Origin of the sequence: Paenibacillus sp. FSL R7-0189, from assembly GCF_037969925.1 — a bacterium.
GTDB lineage: Bacteria > Bacillota > Bacilli > Paenibacillales > Paenibacillaceae > Paenibacillus_AQ > Paenibacillus_AQ odorifer.
In genome coordinates this window covers 3,502,398-3,519,790 of sequence record NZ_CP150223.1, presented here as the reverse complement: position 1 = coordinate 3,519,790, position 17,393 = coordinate 3,502,398, and the positions used below count along the sequence as shown (strand labels likewise).

General features: G+C 44.2%; 16 protein-coding genes and 1 riboswitch. Of the genes, 3 read left to right on the top strand and 13 right to left on the bottom strand.

All coding sequences use genetic code 11. The features are described 5' to 3' along the window. Positions 1 to 58 precede the first annotated feature (58 nt). The gene (mqnE, locus tag MKY63_RS15315; RefSeq protein ID WP_339809249.1) at positions 59 to 1,165 is read left to right on the top strand and encodes an aminofutalosine synthase MqnE; all 1,107 of its coding nucleotides are present in this window, start codon (positions 59 to 61) and stop codon (positions 1,163 to 1,165) included. 51 nt (positions 1,166 to 1,216) lie between these two features. Further along, the gene (locus MKY63_RS15310) at positions 1,217 to 2,278 is read left to right on the top strand and encodes an NAD(P)/FAD-dependent oxidoreductase (protein ID WP_076099373.1); all 1,062 of its coding nucleotides are present in this window, start codon (positions 1,217 to 1,219) and stop codon (positions 2,276 to 2,278) included. 410 nt (positions 2,279 to 2,688) lie between these two features. On the opposite strand, the gene MKY63_RS15305 is transcribed toward MKY63_RS15310, so the two are convergent. Then, positions 2,689 to 2,943 carry a YuzB family protein gene (locus MKY63_RS15305; RefSeq protein WP_036685247.1) on the bottom strand — a complete coding sequence of 85 codons (255 nt, stop codon included), beginning with the start codon at positions 2,941 to 2,943 and terminating at the stop codon, positions 2,689 to 2,691. A gap of 81 nt (positions 2,944 to 3,024) precedes the next feature. Between MKY63_RS15305 and MKY63_RS15300 the strand changes: the two genes are divergently transcribed. Continuing rightward, positions 3,025 to 3,273 (top strand): NifU family protein, encoded by a 249-nt coding sequence (locus MKY63_RS15300; protein WP_036685249.1) that lies wholly within the window; start codon positions 3,025 to 3,027, stop codon positions 3,271 to 3,273. Positions 3,274 to 3,431: 158 nt separating this feature from the next. On the opposite strand, the gene MKY63_RS15295 is transcribed toward MKY63_RS15300, so the two are convergent. The 12 genes from MKY63_RS15295 to MKY63_RS15240 form a co-directional block, all read right to left on the bottom strand. Continuing rightward, positions 3,432 to 4,298 carry a MetQ/NlpA family ABC transporter substrate-binding protein gene (locus MKY63_RS15295; protein ID WP_339809246.1) on the bottom strand — a complete coding sequence of 289 codons (867 nt, stop codon included), beginning with the start codon at positions 4,296 to 4,298 and terminating at the stop codon, positions 3,432 to 3,434. A gap of 57 nt (positions 4,299 to 4,355) precedes the next feature. Further along, a complete protein-coding gene (locus MKY63_RS15290) occupies positions 4,356 to 5,015 on the bottom strand; it encodes a methionine ABC transporter permease (protein WP_036685255.1) in 660 nt (219 codons plus the stop codon). Continuing rightward, a complete protein-coding gene (locus tag MKY63_RS15285; RefSeq protein ID WP_036685258.1) occupies positions 5,015 to 6,031 on the bottom strand; it encodes a methionine ABC transporter ATP-binding protein in 1,017 nt (338 codons plus the stop codon). Before MKY63_RS15285 ends, MKY63_RS15290 begins: the two co-directional genes overlap by 1 nt. Before the next feature lie 102 nt (positions 6,032 to 6,133). Next, positions 6,134 to 6,269, bottom strand: a riboswitch (SAM riboswitch). Positions 6,270 to 6,371: 102 nt separating this feature from the next. Then, the gene (locus MKY63_RS15280) at positions 6,372 to 7,106 is read right to left on the bottom strand and encodes a Cthe_2314 family HEPN domain-containing protein (protein ID WP_038573186.1); all 735 of its coding nucleotides are present in this window, start codon (positions 7,104 to 7,106) and stop codon (positions 6,372 to 6,374) included. Between the two features lie 155 nt (positions 7,107 to 7,261). Then, on the bottom strand, positions 7,262 to 8,245 hold the full coding sequence (locus MKY63_RS15275) for a COX15/CtaA family protein (RefSeq protein ID WP_076099376.1): 984 nt from the start codon (positions 8,243 to 8,245) through the stop codon (positions 7,262 to 7,264). Positions 8,246 to 8,347: 102 nt separating this feature from the next. Then, positions 8,348 to 8,692, bottom strand: coding sequence for a thioredoxin family protein (locus tag MKY63_RS15270; protein ID WP_036685265.1), 345 nt, complete (start codon positions 8,690 to 8,692; stop codon positions 8,348 to 8,350). Between the two features lie 78 nt (positions 8,693 to 8,770). After that, positions 8,771 to 10,399 (bottom strand): polysaccharide biosynthesis protein, encoded by a 1,629-nt coding sequence (locus MKY63_RS15265; RefSeq protein ID WP_038573188.1) that lies wholly within the window; start codon positions 10,397 to 10,399, stop codon positions 8,771 to 8,773. 26 nt (positions 10,400 to 10,425) lie between these two features. After that, positions 10,426 to 10,911 carry a DUF456 family protein gene (locus MKY63_RS15260; protein WP_038573189.1) on the bottom strand — a complete coding sequence of 162 codons (486 nt, stop codon included), beginning with the start codon at positions 10,909 to 10,911 and terminating at the stop codon, positions 10,426 to 10,428. A gap of 58 nt (positions 10,912 to 10,969) precedes the next feature. Continuing rightward, on the bottom strand, positions 10,970 to 11,737 hold the full coding sequence (locus MKY63_RS15255) for a Cof-type HAD-IIB family hydrolase (RefSeq protein WP_036685270.1): 768 nt from the start codon (positions 11,735 to 11,737) through the stop codon (positions 10,970 to 10,972). A gap of 76 nt (positions 11,738 to 11,813) precedes the next feature. Further along, positions 11,814 to 13,919 carry a penicillin-binding transpeptidase domain-containing protein gene (locus MKY63_RS15250; RefSeq protein ID WP_036685271.1) on the bottom strand — a complete coding sequence of 702 codons (2,106 nt, stop codon included), beginning with the start codon at positions 13,917 to 13,919 and terminating at the stop codon, positions 11,814 to 11,816. Between the two features lie 31 nt (positions 13,920 to 13,950). Continuing rightward, the gene (locus tag MKY63_RS15245; protein ID WP_235219518.1) at positions 13,951 to 16,026 is read right to left on the bottom strand and encodes a penicillin-binding protein 2; all 2,076 of its coding nucleotides are present in this window, start codon (positions 16,024 to 16,026) and stop codon (positions 13,951 to 13,953) included. A gap of 173 nt (positions 16,027 to 16,199) precedes the next feature. Beyond that, positions 16,200 to 17,345 carry a transglutaminase-like domain-containing protein gene (locus MKY63_RS15240; protein WP_036685274.1) on the bottom strand — a complete coding sequence of 382 codons (1,146 nt, stop codon included), beginning with the start codon at positions 17,343 to 17,345 and terminating at the stop codon, positions 16,200 to 16,202. Between the last annotated feature and the right edge of the window lie 48 nt (positions 17,346 to 17,393).

Here is a 17,393-nt window from a genome sequence, read left to right as displayed (position 1 = left end):
ACGTCTGGAATTTATCTTCGAGCAATCTGCTCGTAAACTTTCAGGAGGAAATCATAATATGTCTACTCTTTTTACCCCCCACACGGATGCCCGAATGGCGAACATTATTGATAAGGTTCGCAGCGGCGAAAGATTGAATTTGGAAGATGGCGTTTATTTATATCAAAGCAACGATTTACTTACCATTGGCCAGCTAGCGAATGAAGTCAATATCTCCAAGAATCACAACCGGGTATATTTTATCGAAAACATGAGTCTATATTTCACCAATGTTTGCGAATCGCACTGTGCATTCTGCAATTTCCGCAAAGATGATGGAGAAGAGGGAGCCTATACCCTTTCCGGTCAGGAAATGGTGCAATATGTCGAACAGCATATCCACCCGGGCGTACGCGAATTCCACATTGTTGGTGGCCATAACGACAAGGTTCCCTTCCAATATTATGTGGATTCTTTAAAGGCTTTGAACGAACGTTTCCCTGAGGTTACCTTAAAAGCCTACACTGCCGCTGAGATTGATTTCTTTACCCGTATTAGCGGTTTGAGTATTCGTGAGGTACTGGAACAATTGCGTGCTGCTGGACTTAAAACACTCACCGGTGGTGGCGCAGAGATATTATCCGACCAATATCGTAAAAAAATGCGTGTAGACAAAGCTAATGTGGAAGAATATCTGGAAGTCCATCGGACAGCACATCAGCTTGGGATGAAGACCCATACCACTATGCTGTACGGCTCCATTGAATCTCACGAAGACCGTATCCGCCATATGATGCAAATCCGTGATTTGCAGGACGAAACCAATGGCTTTATGGTATTCATTCCATTGTCCATGCAGCCTAAGAATAAAAACGCTGGCATCATGCGCCGCAACTCTGCTTATGAGGATCTGAAGACCATTGCGATCAGCAGATTGATGTTGGACAATTTCGATCACATCAAAGCGTACTTCATTAACATTGGCCCTCAGCTTACTCAAGTTGCGCTGAACTTCGGTGCATCAGACGTGCATGGCACAATTCTAAAAGAACGGATCAGCCACGCGGCTGGCGCCTTAACACCGGAAGGTCTGACTCGCGACGAATTGATCTGGCTAGTGAAAGGTGCTGGACGAATTCCTGTCGAACGTGACACTTTCTATAATGAGGTTAAGGTATACGAATAAGAAGACTACCTGAGATTTGTTATCCCATATTGGAAAGGAAGTTCGGTCAGCATGAGAACAATACTCGTTCTTGGCGGTGGCTACGGCGGCCTAGCCTTAATTCAAGAATTACTCAATAATCATCTTCCTCATGATGTTGAAATTATCTTAATTGACCGAATGCCTTATCAAGGAATCAAAACGGAATATTATGCGCTCGCCGCAGGTACCGTAACTGATTATCACCTGCGCATTCATTTTCCGGTTCACCCCCGGCTTACTGTCCGGTACGGTGAAGTGAGTTCCATTGATTTGGAGAGCAAAATAGTCAGTATGGAATCCGGTGAGATTGTATCTTATGATCTCCTAGCCATTGCTCTTGGCTGTACCGATAATTACCACAACATCCCTGGTGCTGATCAATATACCTGCAGCATCCAGACCTTTGCTGGTACTCGGGAAACCTACCGCCGTTTAAATGATGTGAAGCCTTACGGAACGATAAACATCGTAGGTGGAGGATTAAGCGGTGTTGAATTAGCCGCAGAGCTTCGGGAGAGCCGTCCAGACCTTAACATTGCTATTCTGGATCGCGGTGAACGTGTTTTGTCTGCCTTTCCGGCAAAGCTGTCACAGTACGTAGAGGAATGGTTTCATCACCATCAGGTGCAAACGCTCGGACGAATCTCTGTATCTCATGTAGAGAAGGATTCGATTTTTAACGGTACCGAGGAAATCCTTTCAGATGTGACAGTATGGACCGCAGGAATTCAACCTGTAAAAGTAGTTCAAGATTTGAATGTGTCGAAGGACCGCGGTGGACGGATTATGCTGGATGAGTATTATCGTATACCGGATTATCCTGAGGTATATGTGATTGGTGACTGTGCCAGTCTGCCATTTGCACCAAGCGCACAAGCCGCTGGAGCACAGGGTGAGCAGGTAGCTCAGGTTATTCAAGCCACCTGGCGCGGTGAGACTCCTAAGCTTCATCCTATTCGCCTGAAGGGTACTTTAGGGTCACTAGGCAAAAAAGCAGGATTCGGACTTATGGGACAACGCTCCGTCAAAGGACGGGTTCCCCGCATCCTCAAGAGCGGAGTGCTCTGGATGTCGAAACGCACTTTAGGATAAGCCTAAGATTGGTTCATAAGTATTCAACGAAGCTACTCTCAGATAAACACGAGAGTAGCTTTCTTACGTTATTGGTGCGTATACCCTACGGACTCAGATATCCTTATTCGCAAATTTTTAGCCTTTGGAGGAGAGTTTCGGACTCCAGTGAAGTTATTGCTTATAATGAGGTTCATTTATGCTGTTTTTCAGGTGAATAGTGACTATGGGGTCCGATAGCAATCCAAATGTAGGAAAATACTCAATATAAGGTCGCCTGAGTCCGGTGGCACCTTCACGGTAGCACCTGCACTCTCCAATATGTTGCCTAATCGATCAAATTGGTGGATTTTGTTCAAGTAAGGTTCCAAAAAGAGGGAGCACTCCATAATTTAGATTATGAAGTGCTCCCTCTTTTTTTCTCGAGAAATTTAGTCAAGATCTATATTAAACCAAGCCTCAAGCTCTTTGATCTTGGCCTCAATTTTCTCTTCTAGCTCTGCAACAGTGTCTGCTGCAATAATGTCACCTTCAACCATGGCGAAAGGCATTAAATAACACTCTCCACAATTGTTCAGACATCCGTATTCAATGACATCATAATCCGGATTTTCCTCCAGCTTATGCATTAGCTTGTCTGTTCCGTGACCCATGTTGCTGGAACAAAATTCAATAATTGGTCTCATGATGATCTCCCTATTCCGCCTAACCATTTTATTTTTTAACTTTTTGTACTATAATGAACTTACGAAAGGAGTGATTGAGAAATGAGTGAGAATGCACAAAGCACCGAGATGTATGATGAAGTACTAGAAGTGCTGGATAAGCTTCGTCCGTTCCTGCAGCGCGATGGCGGTGACGTAGAACTGGTCGATGTGGAAGACGGCATCGTTAAGTTGAAACTTATGGGTGCCTGCGGCAGCTGCCCAAGCTCCACGATCACCTTGAAAGCCGGGATTGAACGCGCCCTCCTTGAAGAAGTAGAAGGCGTTGAAGAAGTAGTTCAAGTATTCTAAATCCCGTTCAATAACCCTCCCGATTCTCCTGTAAAGGAGATCGGGATTTTCTTATTATAGAGGATTTAACATTCTCTCACAACCTTAGAACACAAAACCCGCAAGCCAACTTGGCTGCGGGTTCTTGTTATGACTATAGACGAATTTAGCTTAATTCCTTAAAACGCTGGAATGATCGCACCTTCGTACTTTTCTTCAATGAAAGCTTTAGCTTCTGGAGAATTCAGGGCAGCAACCAGCTTTTTGATGGCTTCGGAATCTTTATTGTCTTGACGGGTTACCAAAATGTTAGCATAAGGGGAATCTACACCCTCGATGAACAGTGCATCTTTAGTTGGAACAAGACCAGCGTCTAGTGCAAAGTTCGTGTTGATCAAAGCAAGGTCTACCTCATCCAGTTGACGTGGGAGCATAGCTGCTTCCAATTCAATAATGTCGAGGTTTTTCTTGTTTTCAGTGATATCTGCTTTCGTTGCAGCAATGTTTGTATCATCTTTCAAGGTAATCAGACCATTTTTTGCAAGTAGGATTAGTGCACGGCCACCGTTAGTAGCATCGTTCGGAATGGCAACTTTTGCACCATCAGCCAACTCATCGATCGATTTGATTTTTTTGGAATAAGCTCCAAAAGGCTCAACGTGAACGGATGCAACGGAGACCAGATCTGTTTTATTATTTTTGTTTTGGTCATCCAGATACGGTTGGTGTTGGAAAAAGTTAGCGTCTAACTCCTTCTCATCAAGCTGCACGTTAGGTTGAATATAGTCAGTAAATTCTTTAATTTCAAGTGTAATTCCATCTTTTTCAAGCAATGGAGCAATAGCCTTCAAAATTTCAGCATGAGGCACAGGTGAGGCACCAATAACCAGTTTCACAGGATCTTTAGTAGGTTCACTTGTTGCTTCTGCATTTGGTGCTGTTGTAGCAGCCGAGCTCCCAGCATTATTAGATGCATTGTTGTTACCGCAAGCCGCAAGCACCGCAACCAGTATCAGGCTAAAAAATGTAAGTAGTACTTTTTTCATTGTAAATCCCCCTCTAATCTATATTTTGTATTGAATAAGGATATATATGGATGTACCTTATTTCCGTGTGTAATGTTTTACGAGTCGGTCACCGGCCATTTGTAGCAATTGCACCAGTACGACAATAAATAATATAGAAACAATCATAATCTCCGTCTCATAGCGGTGGTAGCCGTAACGAATCGCCAAGTCACCTAATCCGCCGCCCCCAACCATACCAGCCATTGCTGTATAGGAGACCAGTGTAACCAGTGTGATCGTAACTCCAGCTAGCAGACCTGGACGAGCTTCTGGCAAAAGAACACGCATAACGATTTGGTTCGTCGATGCTCCCATACCTTGTGCGGCTTCGATGACTCCGCGGTCTACCTCTCTTAACGACGTCTCTACCAAGCGGGCAAAAAACGGAGCTGCACCAATCACCAGAGGTGGAATCGTACCGAGTACACCAATGGAGGTTCCAACAACGGCTTTGCTGAAAGGAATTAGAGCCACCATCAAAATGATAAAGGGTACGGAACGTAGGATATTTACAAGTAATGATAAGACCGAGTAAGTTACTCTGATTACTATACTATTCGATTTCCCCCATAAATACAATAGAATTCCGAGTGGTAAACCAAGAATAATTGTGAACAATCCGGAAAAAAATATCATTTTTATAGTAGCAACCGTAGCATCCATCATTTCTTGCCAATTTAGATCTGCAAAATTCATTACGAAATCACCTCCACATCAAGGCCTTGAGCAATTAGTCTGGAGATCGTTACAGCAATTGCCTCAGCTGGCCCTTCAAACCGCACAATCATCTGTCCATAAGGCACATCTTTAATCGTTGAGATGGTACCATGTAAGATTGCAAAGCTCACACCCGTATCACGCACGACATCGGATAGTGCCGAGCCGTAAGTTTTTTCTCCGAAAAAAGTAATTTTGACAGCTTGAGAGTTATCCCCGGCAGCAGCATCAAGCGCCACTCGAAGAGGCCCTTCATTCTGTGTCTCACTGCGGATGAAATCGCGTGTAACCTCATGCTGCGGCTTGAGAAATACCTCTGTAACTTTGCCTTGTTCAACAATCCCACCACCATGTATGACCGCGACACGGTCGCAGATACTCTGGATTACATGCATTTCATGCGTGATCAGCACAATGGTCAAATGGAATCTTTTATTAATATCAAGCAGCAGCTTAAGAATGGAATCCGTTGTCTGGGGATCAAGCGCAGAAGTGGCCTCGTCACACAGCAGTACATCAGGGTCACTGGCTAGTGCCCGGGCGATGCCGACCCGCTGCTTTTGTCCTCCAGATAACTGAGAAGGATACTTATCTGTATGTTCTTCAAGCCCAACTAGAGCGAGCAGATCTTTCACTTTTGTATCAATAGCTGTTCTAGATGTACCTGCAAGTCGCAGTGGAAAGGCAATATTATCATACACAGTCGCCGAAGAAAGCAAATTGAAATGTTGAAAAATCATCCCAATCTTGCGCCGCTGTTCCTGTAATTGACCTTGGTTAAGGCTAGTGAGTTCAACACCGTCTACCCAGACCTCACCTTCTGTCGGACGTTCCAACAGATTAATGCAACGGATCAATGTACTTTTCCCCGCTCCAGAGTGGCCGATGACTCCGAATATTTCACCTTTCTCGATGGACAGATTCAATCCAGAAAGCGCTGTTGCCGCATTACTCCCTTTTCCATAAACCTTTGTTATCCCTTTTAGATTAATCAACTCTCGTCGCCCCCCCTTTATATTTCACTTATTCTATACAAAAAAACCTCCAACGATCGATGCAGATCGCAAGAGGCTCTGTGGGTTTATTAAGACAATGCCTTCTCATCTGCCAACGACCGCAACCTGCGCCATTGTAGGAATTAGCACCATGACATTTGTACAACGCTTCCCGCGCTGGATACAAATCGGTTGCCGGGCTTCATCGGGCCTATCCCTCCGCCGCTCTCGATAAGATAAAGTTATGAAATTATATTTTTTCTGAAATCGTACATACTTTAATGCAAGCATAAGTATAGTGAGTTTATCGATTTTTGTCAAAAGGAAATATATTGAACGATTACGATTTTATGCTCTTTGCCCTGCTTATTTCCTTACGCAGCTGTTCATTGCTGTAGCTGAATGCCGCGATTAATGTCTTACAGTTCATTTCGAGCGATTGTTTTAAATCCTCAAGATGGCTATCCAGATCCTCGAGCTGAATTTTATCATGCAGACCTTGATGCCGCTGCCACAGATCATCCTGCATTTCAGAATTCATATAATGAATTTCAGCATTTCTGCGCTTGCGTAAATTCTCCAATGGATCGCGGTAGGAGTTCTTGATCTGTTCCAGTTGATCCGCTAATGCAGGATGCACATTCAATAATTGAAGCTGACGCAGCACTGTAAAGTAAGAAAAGTGCGTTTTTAATTTGGATGTTTTGAGATCATAAAAATGATTCAGTACCGTCCCAAGCTTGTCCAGAAGAGAGAAAACCCGGATAAAGCCATCTTTATAAAAATAAACATAACGTGCATAATCGCCCTGTTCCACCGGTGTCATATCATCCATATAACCCGCGATCACTAATTTCCGGTAAAAAGCGGCCGCGAACCAACTTTGCTCCAGTTCATCCAGAGAGGAAATCAGTCCACGTGTCCAAATCTCCAGCTTGCGGTATTCATGGTCATTATCCTCATGGGCACTCATTTCCTTGCGCAGCAATGCTGCAAAAGTGGCCATATTCTCCATCGCATCAGCCAACACACCACTGTTCTTTCGAGGCGGCTCTCCAAGTAATACCCGCAGCATATCCCAGTCCTCCTAAAGTTTTGTTCAGCGTCTGCTTCCATGGACTGCTTCGTACAAAACTCGCGACGTAAGCATCGGCCAATCAGCTCCACGATATACCGATTTCCACTTTATTATTCCGCGGGTGAAGCGCCTCTATCCACGGAGGGAATGTTCTACCAAGGCGGTGGAATCATTGGGTTCGTTACATTTTTTCCAGACACGACACTACCCGCACGATTTAGCTGCCAGACTCTTACACTCATATAACATAAGACACCAAACAAACTGGCAATCAGCAAAATATGAGCCAAAGCGGCAAATATGTACAATCTTTCATTATCTAGGGTGTAAACCACAGCCGCCCCACTAAACACCTGCATCAAGCATAACAGCACTGCAGCTACACCTAGCGCTCTAAGCTCTGGATAATCCTTATGTTTCCAAAATGCTAAATGCCCAAGCAGCGCAGTAAGCATGAATAAGAGCAAAGCCGCAATCCGATGCGTAAAAACAACACCTACACCTCCAGAAAGCTCCGGAACCCATTCTCCATTACAAAGCGGCCATCCCGAACACCCGCCCTGTGAATCCGTATGACTTACAAAGGCTCCAATATACACGACAATATAAGAATAGATGGCAGTAAAACAAGTTAAATTGCGAAAAGCCTTACTTACGGGCTTCTTTTGAGCTTCCAACGTATGATCATATTCGCGCGATTCATGCCATCTCTTGGTTCCAAGAGCCAACATCATAGCGCTCGAAAAGGCGATCAAAGAAAAACCCATATGCAGCGCCATTACAGCAGCAGATTGAGATTTAATTACTGCAAGCGCTCCCATACCACCTTGAACGATGACGAATAATAAAGTCATAAATGCATAGCCCAGCAAATCGCGCCGAGTACGGGCATAACGCCAAAAAGCAAACATCGAGGCAAGTGAGAATAACCCTGCCAAACCGCTAAACAAGCGATGGGTGTATTCAATCATCGAGCCTATAGTATAAGCCGGAATTAATTTCCCATGACAGAGCGGCCATTCATTTCCGCATTCCAAGCCCGATCCAGTCTTCGTCACTACCGCTCCTCCGAGTACAGCGAGGAACATGATAAGGCAAGTAAGATAACTAAGCCATTTCAACTGATTTGTCGTCAAAAATATCACCCGCAGTTTTTAGTAATGAAGAAGCAGCCAGACTTATATTTCAAAAAACCACCGCTTTTGCACAAACAGGCGAAAGCGGTGGTTCCTTAGGAATTACTTTTGAAGGCTTTGATGCACTTGGACCGCTTTATCAAGGAAATTTTCAATCTCTTCACGGGATTTGCGCAATTTATTAACGAATCTAACCAATTCCCGTCCATCCGAATATGCGACGAAGCTTGGAATACCCATAATATTTTGTTCTTGGCTAACATCGCCCACGGCATCAACATCTACCTCAACCAGTGTAAGGCGGTCTGCATAAGCCTGCTCTACCTCTGGGATAAAAGGATCGATAAATTTGCAATCCGAGCACCAGTCAGCCTTGAAGATGGCCACTGTTAATCGAGGTGATTGAATGGCTACCTGAAATTCAGCAGGAGAACTAATTTTGTCCATGATTTACTCAGTCCCTTCTTCAATATCTGTCTATTTTCTACTCTTTAAGTGAAGCAAAATGCAGGGTAGAAGTCAAACCTATTCTCTCATACGAACACGTGCAGGCTGTAACTTCATCAGCGGATTCAATAATTTTTGCAGCGCCCGCGGATAACTGGAGATTTCCTGTTTAGTCAGCACGCCCAGCACAATAAGCAGTACTAGATAAATAACAACAACTGCTGCTCCTACAACAAGACAAGTGATCAGAAACGCCAAACGTGCCGGCATCAGATCTGTTAACAGAATCCCAGCCTCATTCAAGCCATAACCAATCCCGCCGGACACAAGTACCGCAATCGCGAAACCGCCCCAACGTTTGCCCATAATTTCAAAAGGCACGATCGATTTCAGCATGCGTAAGTTAAGCAAAGTAATGACCACGAAACAAAGTGCTGTTGCACCGATGATTCCGTAGATGCCAAATACCTTACTAAGTAATAAGCTTGCCACTAATTTTACAATAATACCCGCTAACACATAATACATGGAAATTCGCGATTTGCCCATACCTAACAAAATAGAGTTCGTTGTCATCATCGTAATCTGAAAGATCGTTCCTAAAGTAAGCATGGCTACGATACCACTGCCATCTAAACTGGCGAACAATAATCCATTTACAGAATAAGCAGCTGCTACAAGCGCCAATACAATCGGCATCCCTGTCAAAATAGAAATCCGCAGAGCAAGCGTTATCTGCTTTTTCAAATGCCCCTCATCACGGCGGGCATAGGCAGCCGAAATGATCGGAATCAATGAAGTTCCAAGTGCGATAGCTAGAACAGGTGGAATGCCCGCTACACTCTGAGCACGATTGGATAAAATACCTAGCGCTGAAGTGGCACTATCCCTACCTATCTGATCAATCAATAATCGTACCGTAAGAGAAGTGTCAATTACATTCACAACCGGAATCGTAAGGGAAGACAGCACAATGGGAATAGACAGTGTAAAAATATCCTTGTAGATACCCCAAATCGGTAATTTTTGAGCAGTATCATAATTCAATCCTAATTGCTTGTCCTCACGGCGAAGTTTGACTGCAAAATAAATCATTACGCCAAACGCCGCGATACTACCGATCACGCTACCAAAGGATGCTCCCGCAGCAATTGTAGTGTTGCTATAACCTTGATGTAATAAAATATAAGCCAGCAAAATAGCGGTCAGTACGCGAGCGAATTGCTCCACGATCTGAGAAATCCCACCTGCCATCATATTGTTGCGGCCTTGAAAATATCCACGCATCATCGCTATTGCCGGAAAAAGCAGCAGCGCAGGCGCAATAGCTTTTATCGCCATCGCCGATTCAGGGACATCAGCAATATGAGTTGCATAAAATGGAGCCCCTATGTACAGCAAGACAGTCATAAACACCCCTGCAGCCACTGAAAACAGCAGTGCAGCATGATACACTTGTCTCGCCTCTTCAGGACGATTCAAGGCGTATCGTTCAGAGACCATTTTGCTGAGTGTACTTGGAATCCCAGCGGTGGCTACGGTTAGAAGCATTAAATAGATATTGTTAGAAACTCCGAACGATGCTCTCCCCACACCGTCAAAGATATGGTCCAGCGGCACCCGCTGGACAAGCCCGAGTACCCTTGCCACCAAAGCTGCAGCAGCAAGGATAAGCGTGCCTTTAACAAAAGACTCTTTCTTGGACAAACTCTTTCCCCTTCTTCACTGTTAAATTAAAACCGGGCGACCCATATAAAAAAGAGGACGACCATAATTACCTGCAACACGATTTTGACCAAGGTGCTGCTAAATAAGCCGAGTATGGAGCCAACACTTACCTTAGCAGCTTTAGAAGGTGAAGATCCCACGATCAATTCTCCAATAAAAGCCCCTAGAAATGGCCCAATGATAAGACCAAAAGCCGGGATAACAAAAGGTCCCAAGATCAGCCCGATCGTGCTCCCGATAATCGATGAACGTGAGCCGCCAAATTTTTTGACACCCCACGCTCCTACAACATAATCAGCAACAAAAAGAACTACAACAATCAGTGTTTGAATAATCCAGAACCAAACCCCAAAGGGCTCAAAAGAAAAGAACCAGCCGTATACAAAAAAGGCAAGATAGATCGCTAACGCACCCGGCAGTATGGGATACACAGCCCCTGCCAATCCTACAGCAAACAAAACAATGATAAGAATCCAACCCAGGATCGTCAATTCCTTAACCTCCTACTAGCATAATGCTCCATGGATTCACTTCGCAGTACTGCTTTTATTATTTGCTGCCTACAGAGGCTGCAGCTTCGGTAAAGATATACTTTTGGATGACCTCGGCAATCCCGTCTTGATTATTGGTCGCCACCACAACATCAGCCTCTTGTTTAACCGTCTTTTGCGCGTTGCCCATGGCAACCCCAAGTCCAGCCTGCTGGATCGCCGCCAGATCGTTAAGGCTGTCGCCCACAGCTACAACTTGCGACATTTCTATTCCCAGCAGCTTGCAGACTTCCTTTATTCCTGCTGCCTTATTCACGCCTAGAGGATTAATCTCCAGATTGTGCGGAGAAGAGTTCGTAATCTCCAGTCCACCCATATCTTGAAGACGAAGCAACAGCTTATGGCGAAGCTCATCATCTTCAGTGTGATAACCGAACTTAAGCCATTCTCTACCCGTTACATCCCCATCCCAGTTATCCTGTTTGAGAACTTCGTCCAGAGAATAAGCCCAGAACCAGATGTCATCTGCTTTTGCAAGATCATACATTTCTTGTACCAGCTTGGGATCCATTAGCGATCTCCGGTATATTTCATGTGGCGCTCTCCACACCTCACTGCCGTTCACAGTGATCATCGGTGTCTCTAAACCTAGCTGCTCTGCATAGGGTAAGGCACTTACAAATGCCCGGCCTGTCGACAGACAGACATGAACGCCTGCGTTGACCGCCTTTTGAATCCATTCCACCGTTGTGGGTGTAATTATCTGTTCATCATTCAGTAGGGTTCCATCCATATCCAATGCAAGCAGGCGGTATTTGGCAATCATTTGCCACCCCTCCATTCTTGTATGCTCTCTATTGAGAAGCTGTTTATTTTTTTAAATCTTAGCCATAGGGTCAGAGTTACTCGGTACCTGTAGTCTCTCCCTCCTTCGCATTATCATTAGTATTATTGCCAGACTGGAGACTTTTCTTTGGAACTCCATCAAGCCCATATTCCCAATCATAGGCATCAAATATTTTACGTGCGACTGGTGCCGCACTTTGTGAACCAAAGCCACCTTCAGGGATTACAACCGCCACAGCCAACTTAGGATTATTACGTGGAGCATATGCAATAAATACCCCATTATCGCGAATTTCACCCTTAGCTACTTGCTGAGAGGTTCCCGTCTTACGTGCAAAGTCATAAGGGAAATCAGAAAAAGCACTAACTTCACTTCGCATCCCCTGCTTAATTTCATTCCAGTAGGACTTATCGAAGTTTGTTACTTCATCAAGCACCTCACGTTTAAACTCTTTGATTATATTTCCATCTGCGTCAGTAATCTTGCTAACCAGTTGAGGTTTAATCCGCTGTCCTTCATTAGCAAGTGTAGTAACATACTGTGCAAGCTGCATTACTGTATAACTTCCTTGTTGTCCGAAAGAGGCATAGACCAGTGCGGACTGCGCACTACCAGCAGCTTCTATATTGGTATAGTTTCTTTGACCCAAGAATTCATTAGGCAGGTCAATTCCCGTAGATACACCAAGGCCGAACTCTTTCATATAGACATCCCAGATGTCTATCCCCTTGCTTTTATATTTGTCATACAATCTTTTACCGACCATATCGACCATAAATGCATTCGAGGATTTCTCAATGGCTCTAGCAGGATCCAAAGAACCATATACGTGGTTAGAAGAGTTTCTTACCTTCGTTTCATGCCCAGACTTACCAAAAGTCGCAAAACCTTTATCCTGATAATAAGAAGAAGTTGAAAACAACCCTTCATTCAGACCCACGAGTACACTCAAAGGTTTAATCGTTGAACCTAGAAGCAGTACAGATCTTAGTCCGTTCCCTGAGGTTCCCGAAGAAATAGGAGTGATCGTTCCGTTCTGATAATTATCCATAATACTGTTCCAGACATCTGAAGACAAAGAACCTGATGTCCAAACATTCGTATCATAATCAGGCATACTCGCCATAGCGACAATATTACCAGTATCTACTTCCATCGCTACTGCATATCCCGTTAAAGCATTCGGATGCGTTCTGCCTTGTACGGTATTAGAGTGCAACCATTTGAGCTGATCTGTTATCGCCTGTTCTGTCTTCATCTGAACATTCTTATTAATCGTTGTCCAGATGTCATTTCCTTTGACAGGCGGAACGACACGCTCAATTTTCTCCGCCATATTCTGTGGATTGACGGAAATTTCCTGATATCCGTTTTGCCCGCGAAGCTCACGCTGATATTTCAGCTCCAGCCCATCGAATCCAACAAATTCATCATCCTTATACGTTAGCCCTGGCTCCGGATTGTTTTTCATAGCACTAAGAATGTTTTTATAAATATTAAGACTGTTCGCGGACTTGAAGGGTTTGATATATCCAATCGTCTGTACAGCAACCGTATCTTTATCGTAATGACGAATGCTCTCCTCGACAATCTCAAGCCCCGGATATTCTCCTTTATGTTCCATGAAATAAGCTACTTCTTCAGTAGTCAGATCAGCCTTAATTCGCCGTGCCATAAAGCCAAGTGATTTACGAAAATATAAATCCAACGCATCAATTACATCTTTCTCCGTCATCTTCTCTGCATTTGGATCACCATATTTATTGAAATCAGCTACCAGCTTGGCTGCCAAGGCATCAGACTTGACCTTAGCCTCTGGGGTCAGCGTTGTTTTACCGGTGTCTTTATCTGTTTCCTTAGCCGTATACTCTTTATTGAGTGTGATATACAGCGATTGAACAGGAGTGGAATAAGCTAGCTTCTCACCGCCTGCAGCGTATATAACCCCTCTCATGGAAGCTAACGGTACATTTTTAGTATCTCTACTCGTCTCTACCTCAGTTAAAGTTGGACCTTCCACGAATTGCAGAACAGCTAGTCGGATGATGATTACGCAAAATATAACGAACGTGCTAAAGAAAAACACGTTGAGTCGCAGGCCGATGGAACTTTTGCTGCTGGTCTCGTCAGGAGGTGAGGCCTGCTTACGGAAAAAACTCACAGTTTGTCTCTCCTTTTTCTCTAATTTAAGCTTATTGTTCTTGAACGGGATCTGCCACAGGAGGAATATTCTTCTTTGGAACCCCATCCAGCCCATATTCCCAATCATAAGCATCAAAAATCTTACGGGCAACCGGAGCTGCACTATTTGAGCCAAAGCCGCCCTCCGGAATCACAACCGCTACAGCCAGCTTCGGATTCTCACGTGGAGCAAAGGCAATAAAAACCCCGTTATCACGGTTTATATTTTTTCTGTCCGTTTTTTCAGAGGTTCCTGTCTTACGGGCAAAATCATAAGGAAAATCGTCAAAAGCACTAACTTTACTGCTCATTCCCTGTTTGATTTCTCTCCAGAACGATTTATCAAAGGTTACTTTATTAAGCACTTCTTTTTTAAATTCCTTAACCACCTTACCTTGCGCATCCGTAATCTTACTTATAAGCTGTGGTTTAATTCGCACACCTTCATTTGCAAGTGTAGTAGCATACTGGGCAAGCTGTAACGTAGTATAACTGCCTTGCTGGCCAAAAGATGCGTAGACGAGCGCGGCCTGCGAGCTCCCTGCAGCCTTGAAATCTGTATAGTTAATCTGACCTGGTGATTCACCGGGAAGACCACTTTGTGTTGACACACCCAGTCCGAACTTTTTCATATATTGGTCCCAGACCTCTACGCCTTTATCCCCCAGGTATTTCTTATAAAGTTGCTTTCCGACCATATCCACCATAAATACGTTAGAGGATTGCTTGATAGCATCAGCCGGATACAGTTTTCCATAGACGTGACCTGATGAATTTCTAACCGATGATTTATCATCCTTACCGAAATAGGTAATCCCCACATCTGGATAGGTGCTCGAGGTGCTAAAAAAACCTTCATTTAGACCAATTAATACACTTAACGGTTTGATGGTCGATCCCATGAATACAAGAGAGCTAAAATCATGACCCGATCTCCCGGAAGAATTCGAGGTAATTGTACCATTCAGATGATTGTTCATAATTTTATTCCAGACGGATGTAGGCAACGAGTCCTTTGTCCATACATTCGAATCGTAATCCGGCATACTCGCCATAGCGACAATATTACCAGTCTCTACTTCCATTGCTACTGCATAACCTGTTAAAGCATCTGGATGAGTTTCGCCTTGCACAGCATTGGTGTGCAGCCATTTAATCTGATCTAATATGGCCTGTTCAGTCTTCATCTGAACATTCTTATTAATAGTCATCCAAATGTTATTGCCTTTTACAGGGGGAACGGTCTGTTCTACCTTCTCCGCCATATTTTGAGGAGTGACCGAAATGACCTGATAACCATTTTCTCCGCGCAGTTCGCGTTGATACTGCATTTCCAGACCATCAAACCCCACATATTCTTCCGTTTTATACATAAGTCCCGGTGAAGAATTGTCTTTCATTGCACTACGAATATTTTTGTACATCGCTAAGTCTTCGGTTGATTTAAAAGGTTTGCCAAAACCCACCGTCTGCACAGCTACCGTATCTTTATCGTAGTGGCGTATACTTTCTTCCACAATGGTAATACCTGGATATTCATCCTTATGTTCCATGAAATAAGCTATTTCTTCTGAAGTTAGCCCTGCTTTTATACGACGCGGTACATAACCTAGGTACTTTTTAAAGTCCAGATCAAGTAAATCCAGCACGTCCTGCTGCGTTAACTTAGGGGCATCTGCACTTCCATATTTCTCAAACTCCGCTACTAATCTTGCTGCAAGGTCATTGGACTTATTTTTCGCCTTTTCCGTTAGTGAGGTTTCACCCGTTACTTTATCAGTAGTTTTAGCTGTATATTCCTTATTTAGGGTAAGATAGAGCGACTCAACAGGTGTAGAATAGGCTATCTGCTCACCCCCGGCAGCAAAAATAATCCCTCGCATGGCTGCCAGCGGAACAAACTTCGTATCCCGTTTGATCTCTTCTTCTGTCAGCAAAGCTCCCTCAGTAAACTGCAAACCTGCAAGACGCACAATAATGATACAAAAAATAAAAAAAGTGCCAAAGAAAAACAGATTCAATCGCAGACCTACAGAATGTTTCGAAGATTTCCCGTCCGCAGGCGGGAGCTGCTTCCCAAAGCTCACCAGCTTTCTTCCCTTCTATATAAAAATAATGTCTGAATTGCCTTAGCCAGCGACATTGCTCCTATAATGAAGGTGATTTCTAAGAAGCTGATTGTGAGCATTGCACTCGCATTTGTGTTAGAGCGGTTGGTATGAGTTTATTGTACCACACGGAAGGAGTGCGGCGCCCTCACTCAGAGTGCGTTCTCCCTAATATGCGTATCGTCAAAATCCTTCGGATTAAACCAATCTCCACTGCTCGCCCAAGTGGGATCCAATGGAATCCAAGCTTGCCGGTCACTTATATAAACTTCATTCCAGGCATGTGCGCCATACCCGCCTCTACCATCATAGCCTTGACCCGTTACAACGCGCACCTGCAATCCTTGGGAGCGGGCCATTACAGCGTAAAGACGGGCATAATCAATACATACCCCTATACGTGTGTCGAAGGTATCCTGCGGGGTCTGTTCATGCCAAATTCTATTTTTTTCATAATTTTCCGCTTTGGCGTAATCATAAGTTACTCGTGTTCCTACCCAATCATACAGTAGTCTGGCTTTCTTCTCGTCTCCTTGCGCTTGTCCAATAATATCTTCAGCAGCTCCCACAATATCTTGTGGAATGTCATGATCGATAACTTCATATTTTCTGCGCAGAATATCATTCATCTCAGCTGCAACGGTCTTCGTCAGAATAGGCAGCTTTTTCTGCACTGTCTCCCCAACAAAGGGTTCAAATACAGCGGCAGCGCTTTGACTGTAGATCGGAGAAGATTCCACATAACGGCTAAATTGACTTTCTGGATTTAGGCCAACACAAATGAAGAGAGCGAGCACAATAATTAAACCACGAGTCAAGCCTATAATTAATCCTATGATAGCTCCACCCATACGGCTTACTTGCGTAATCTTTCTGTCCTTAAATGTCTTGGTGCGCCGTAGCTGGTGGAATGGAAGCAGCATAGACAACAATCCCAGAAGCATGCGAATTAAGATATAAGAGAGCAATAACAACAATAGAAACCGCACCAGCGGCGATTCCGCCAGCACAGACACAGCCGTATAATAAATTTGCTGCCACTGGGTCAGCTGTTTATCAGGCAGACTTATTCCTGCTGCCCAAGTCTGAACATGAGGATTGAGATACGCCGCAGCAGGAATGGCCAGCACCAAAGAAGCTATTGTAAACAGTCCTGTTCCCAGCAGACCGAATAATCTTCCGGTAGCACTTGAGAACCCTCTGCTCCAGCCTTGCAATAGTGAAAAGACTACTACCAGCAGGAGGGCGATGGAGATGATATTTGCATCACTCAGACTAGTCAACCAACCGTTTATCATATCCAATCTCCCCTTTCAGCCGCCCGCTTGCTTGTTTTTGATAATCAT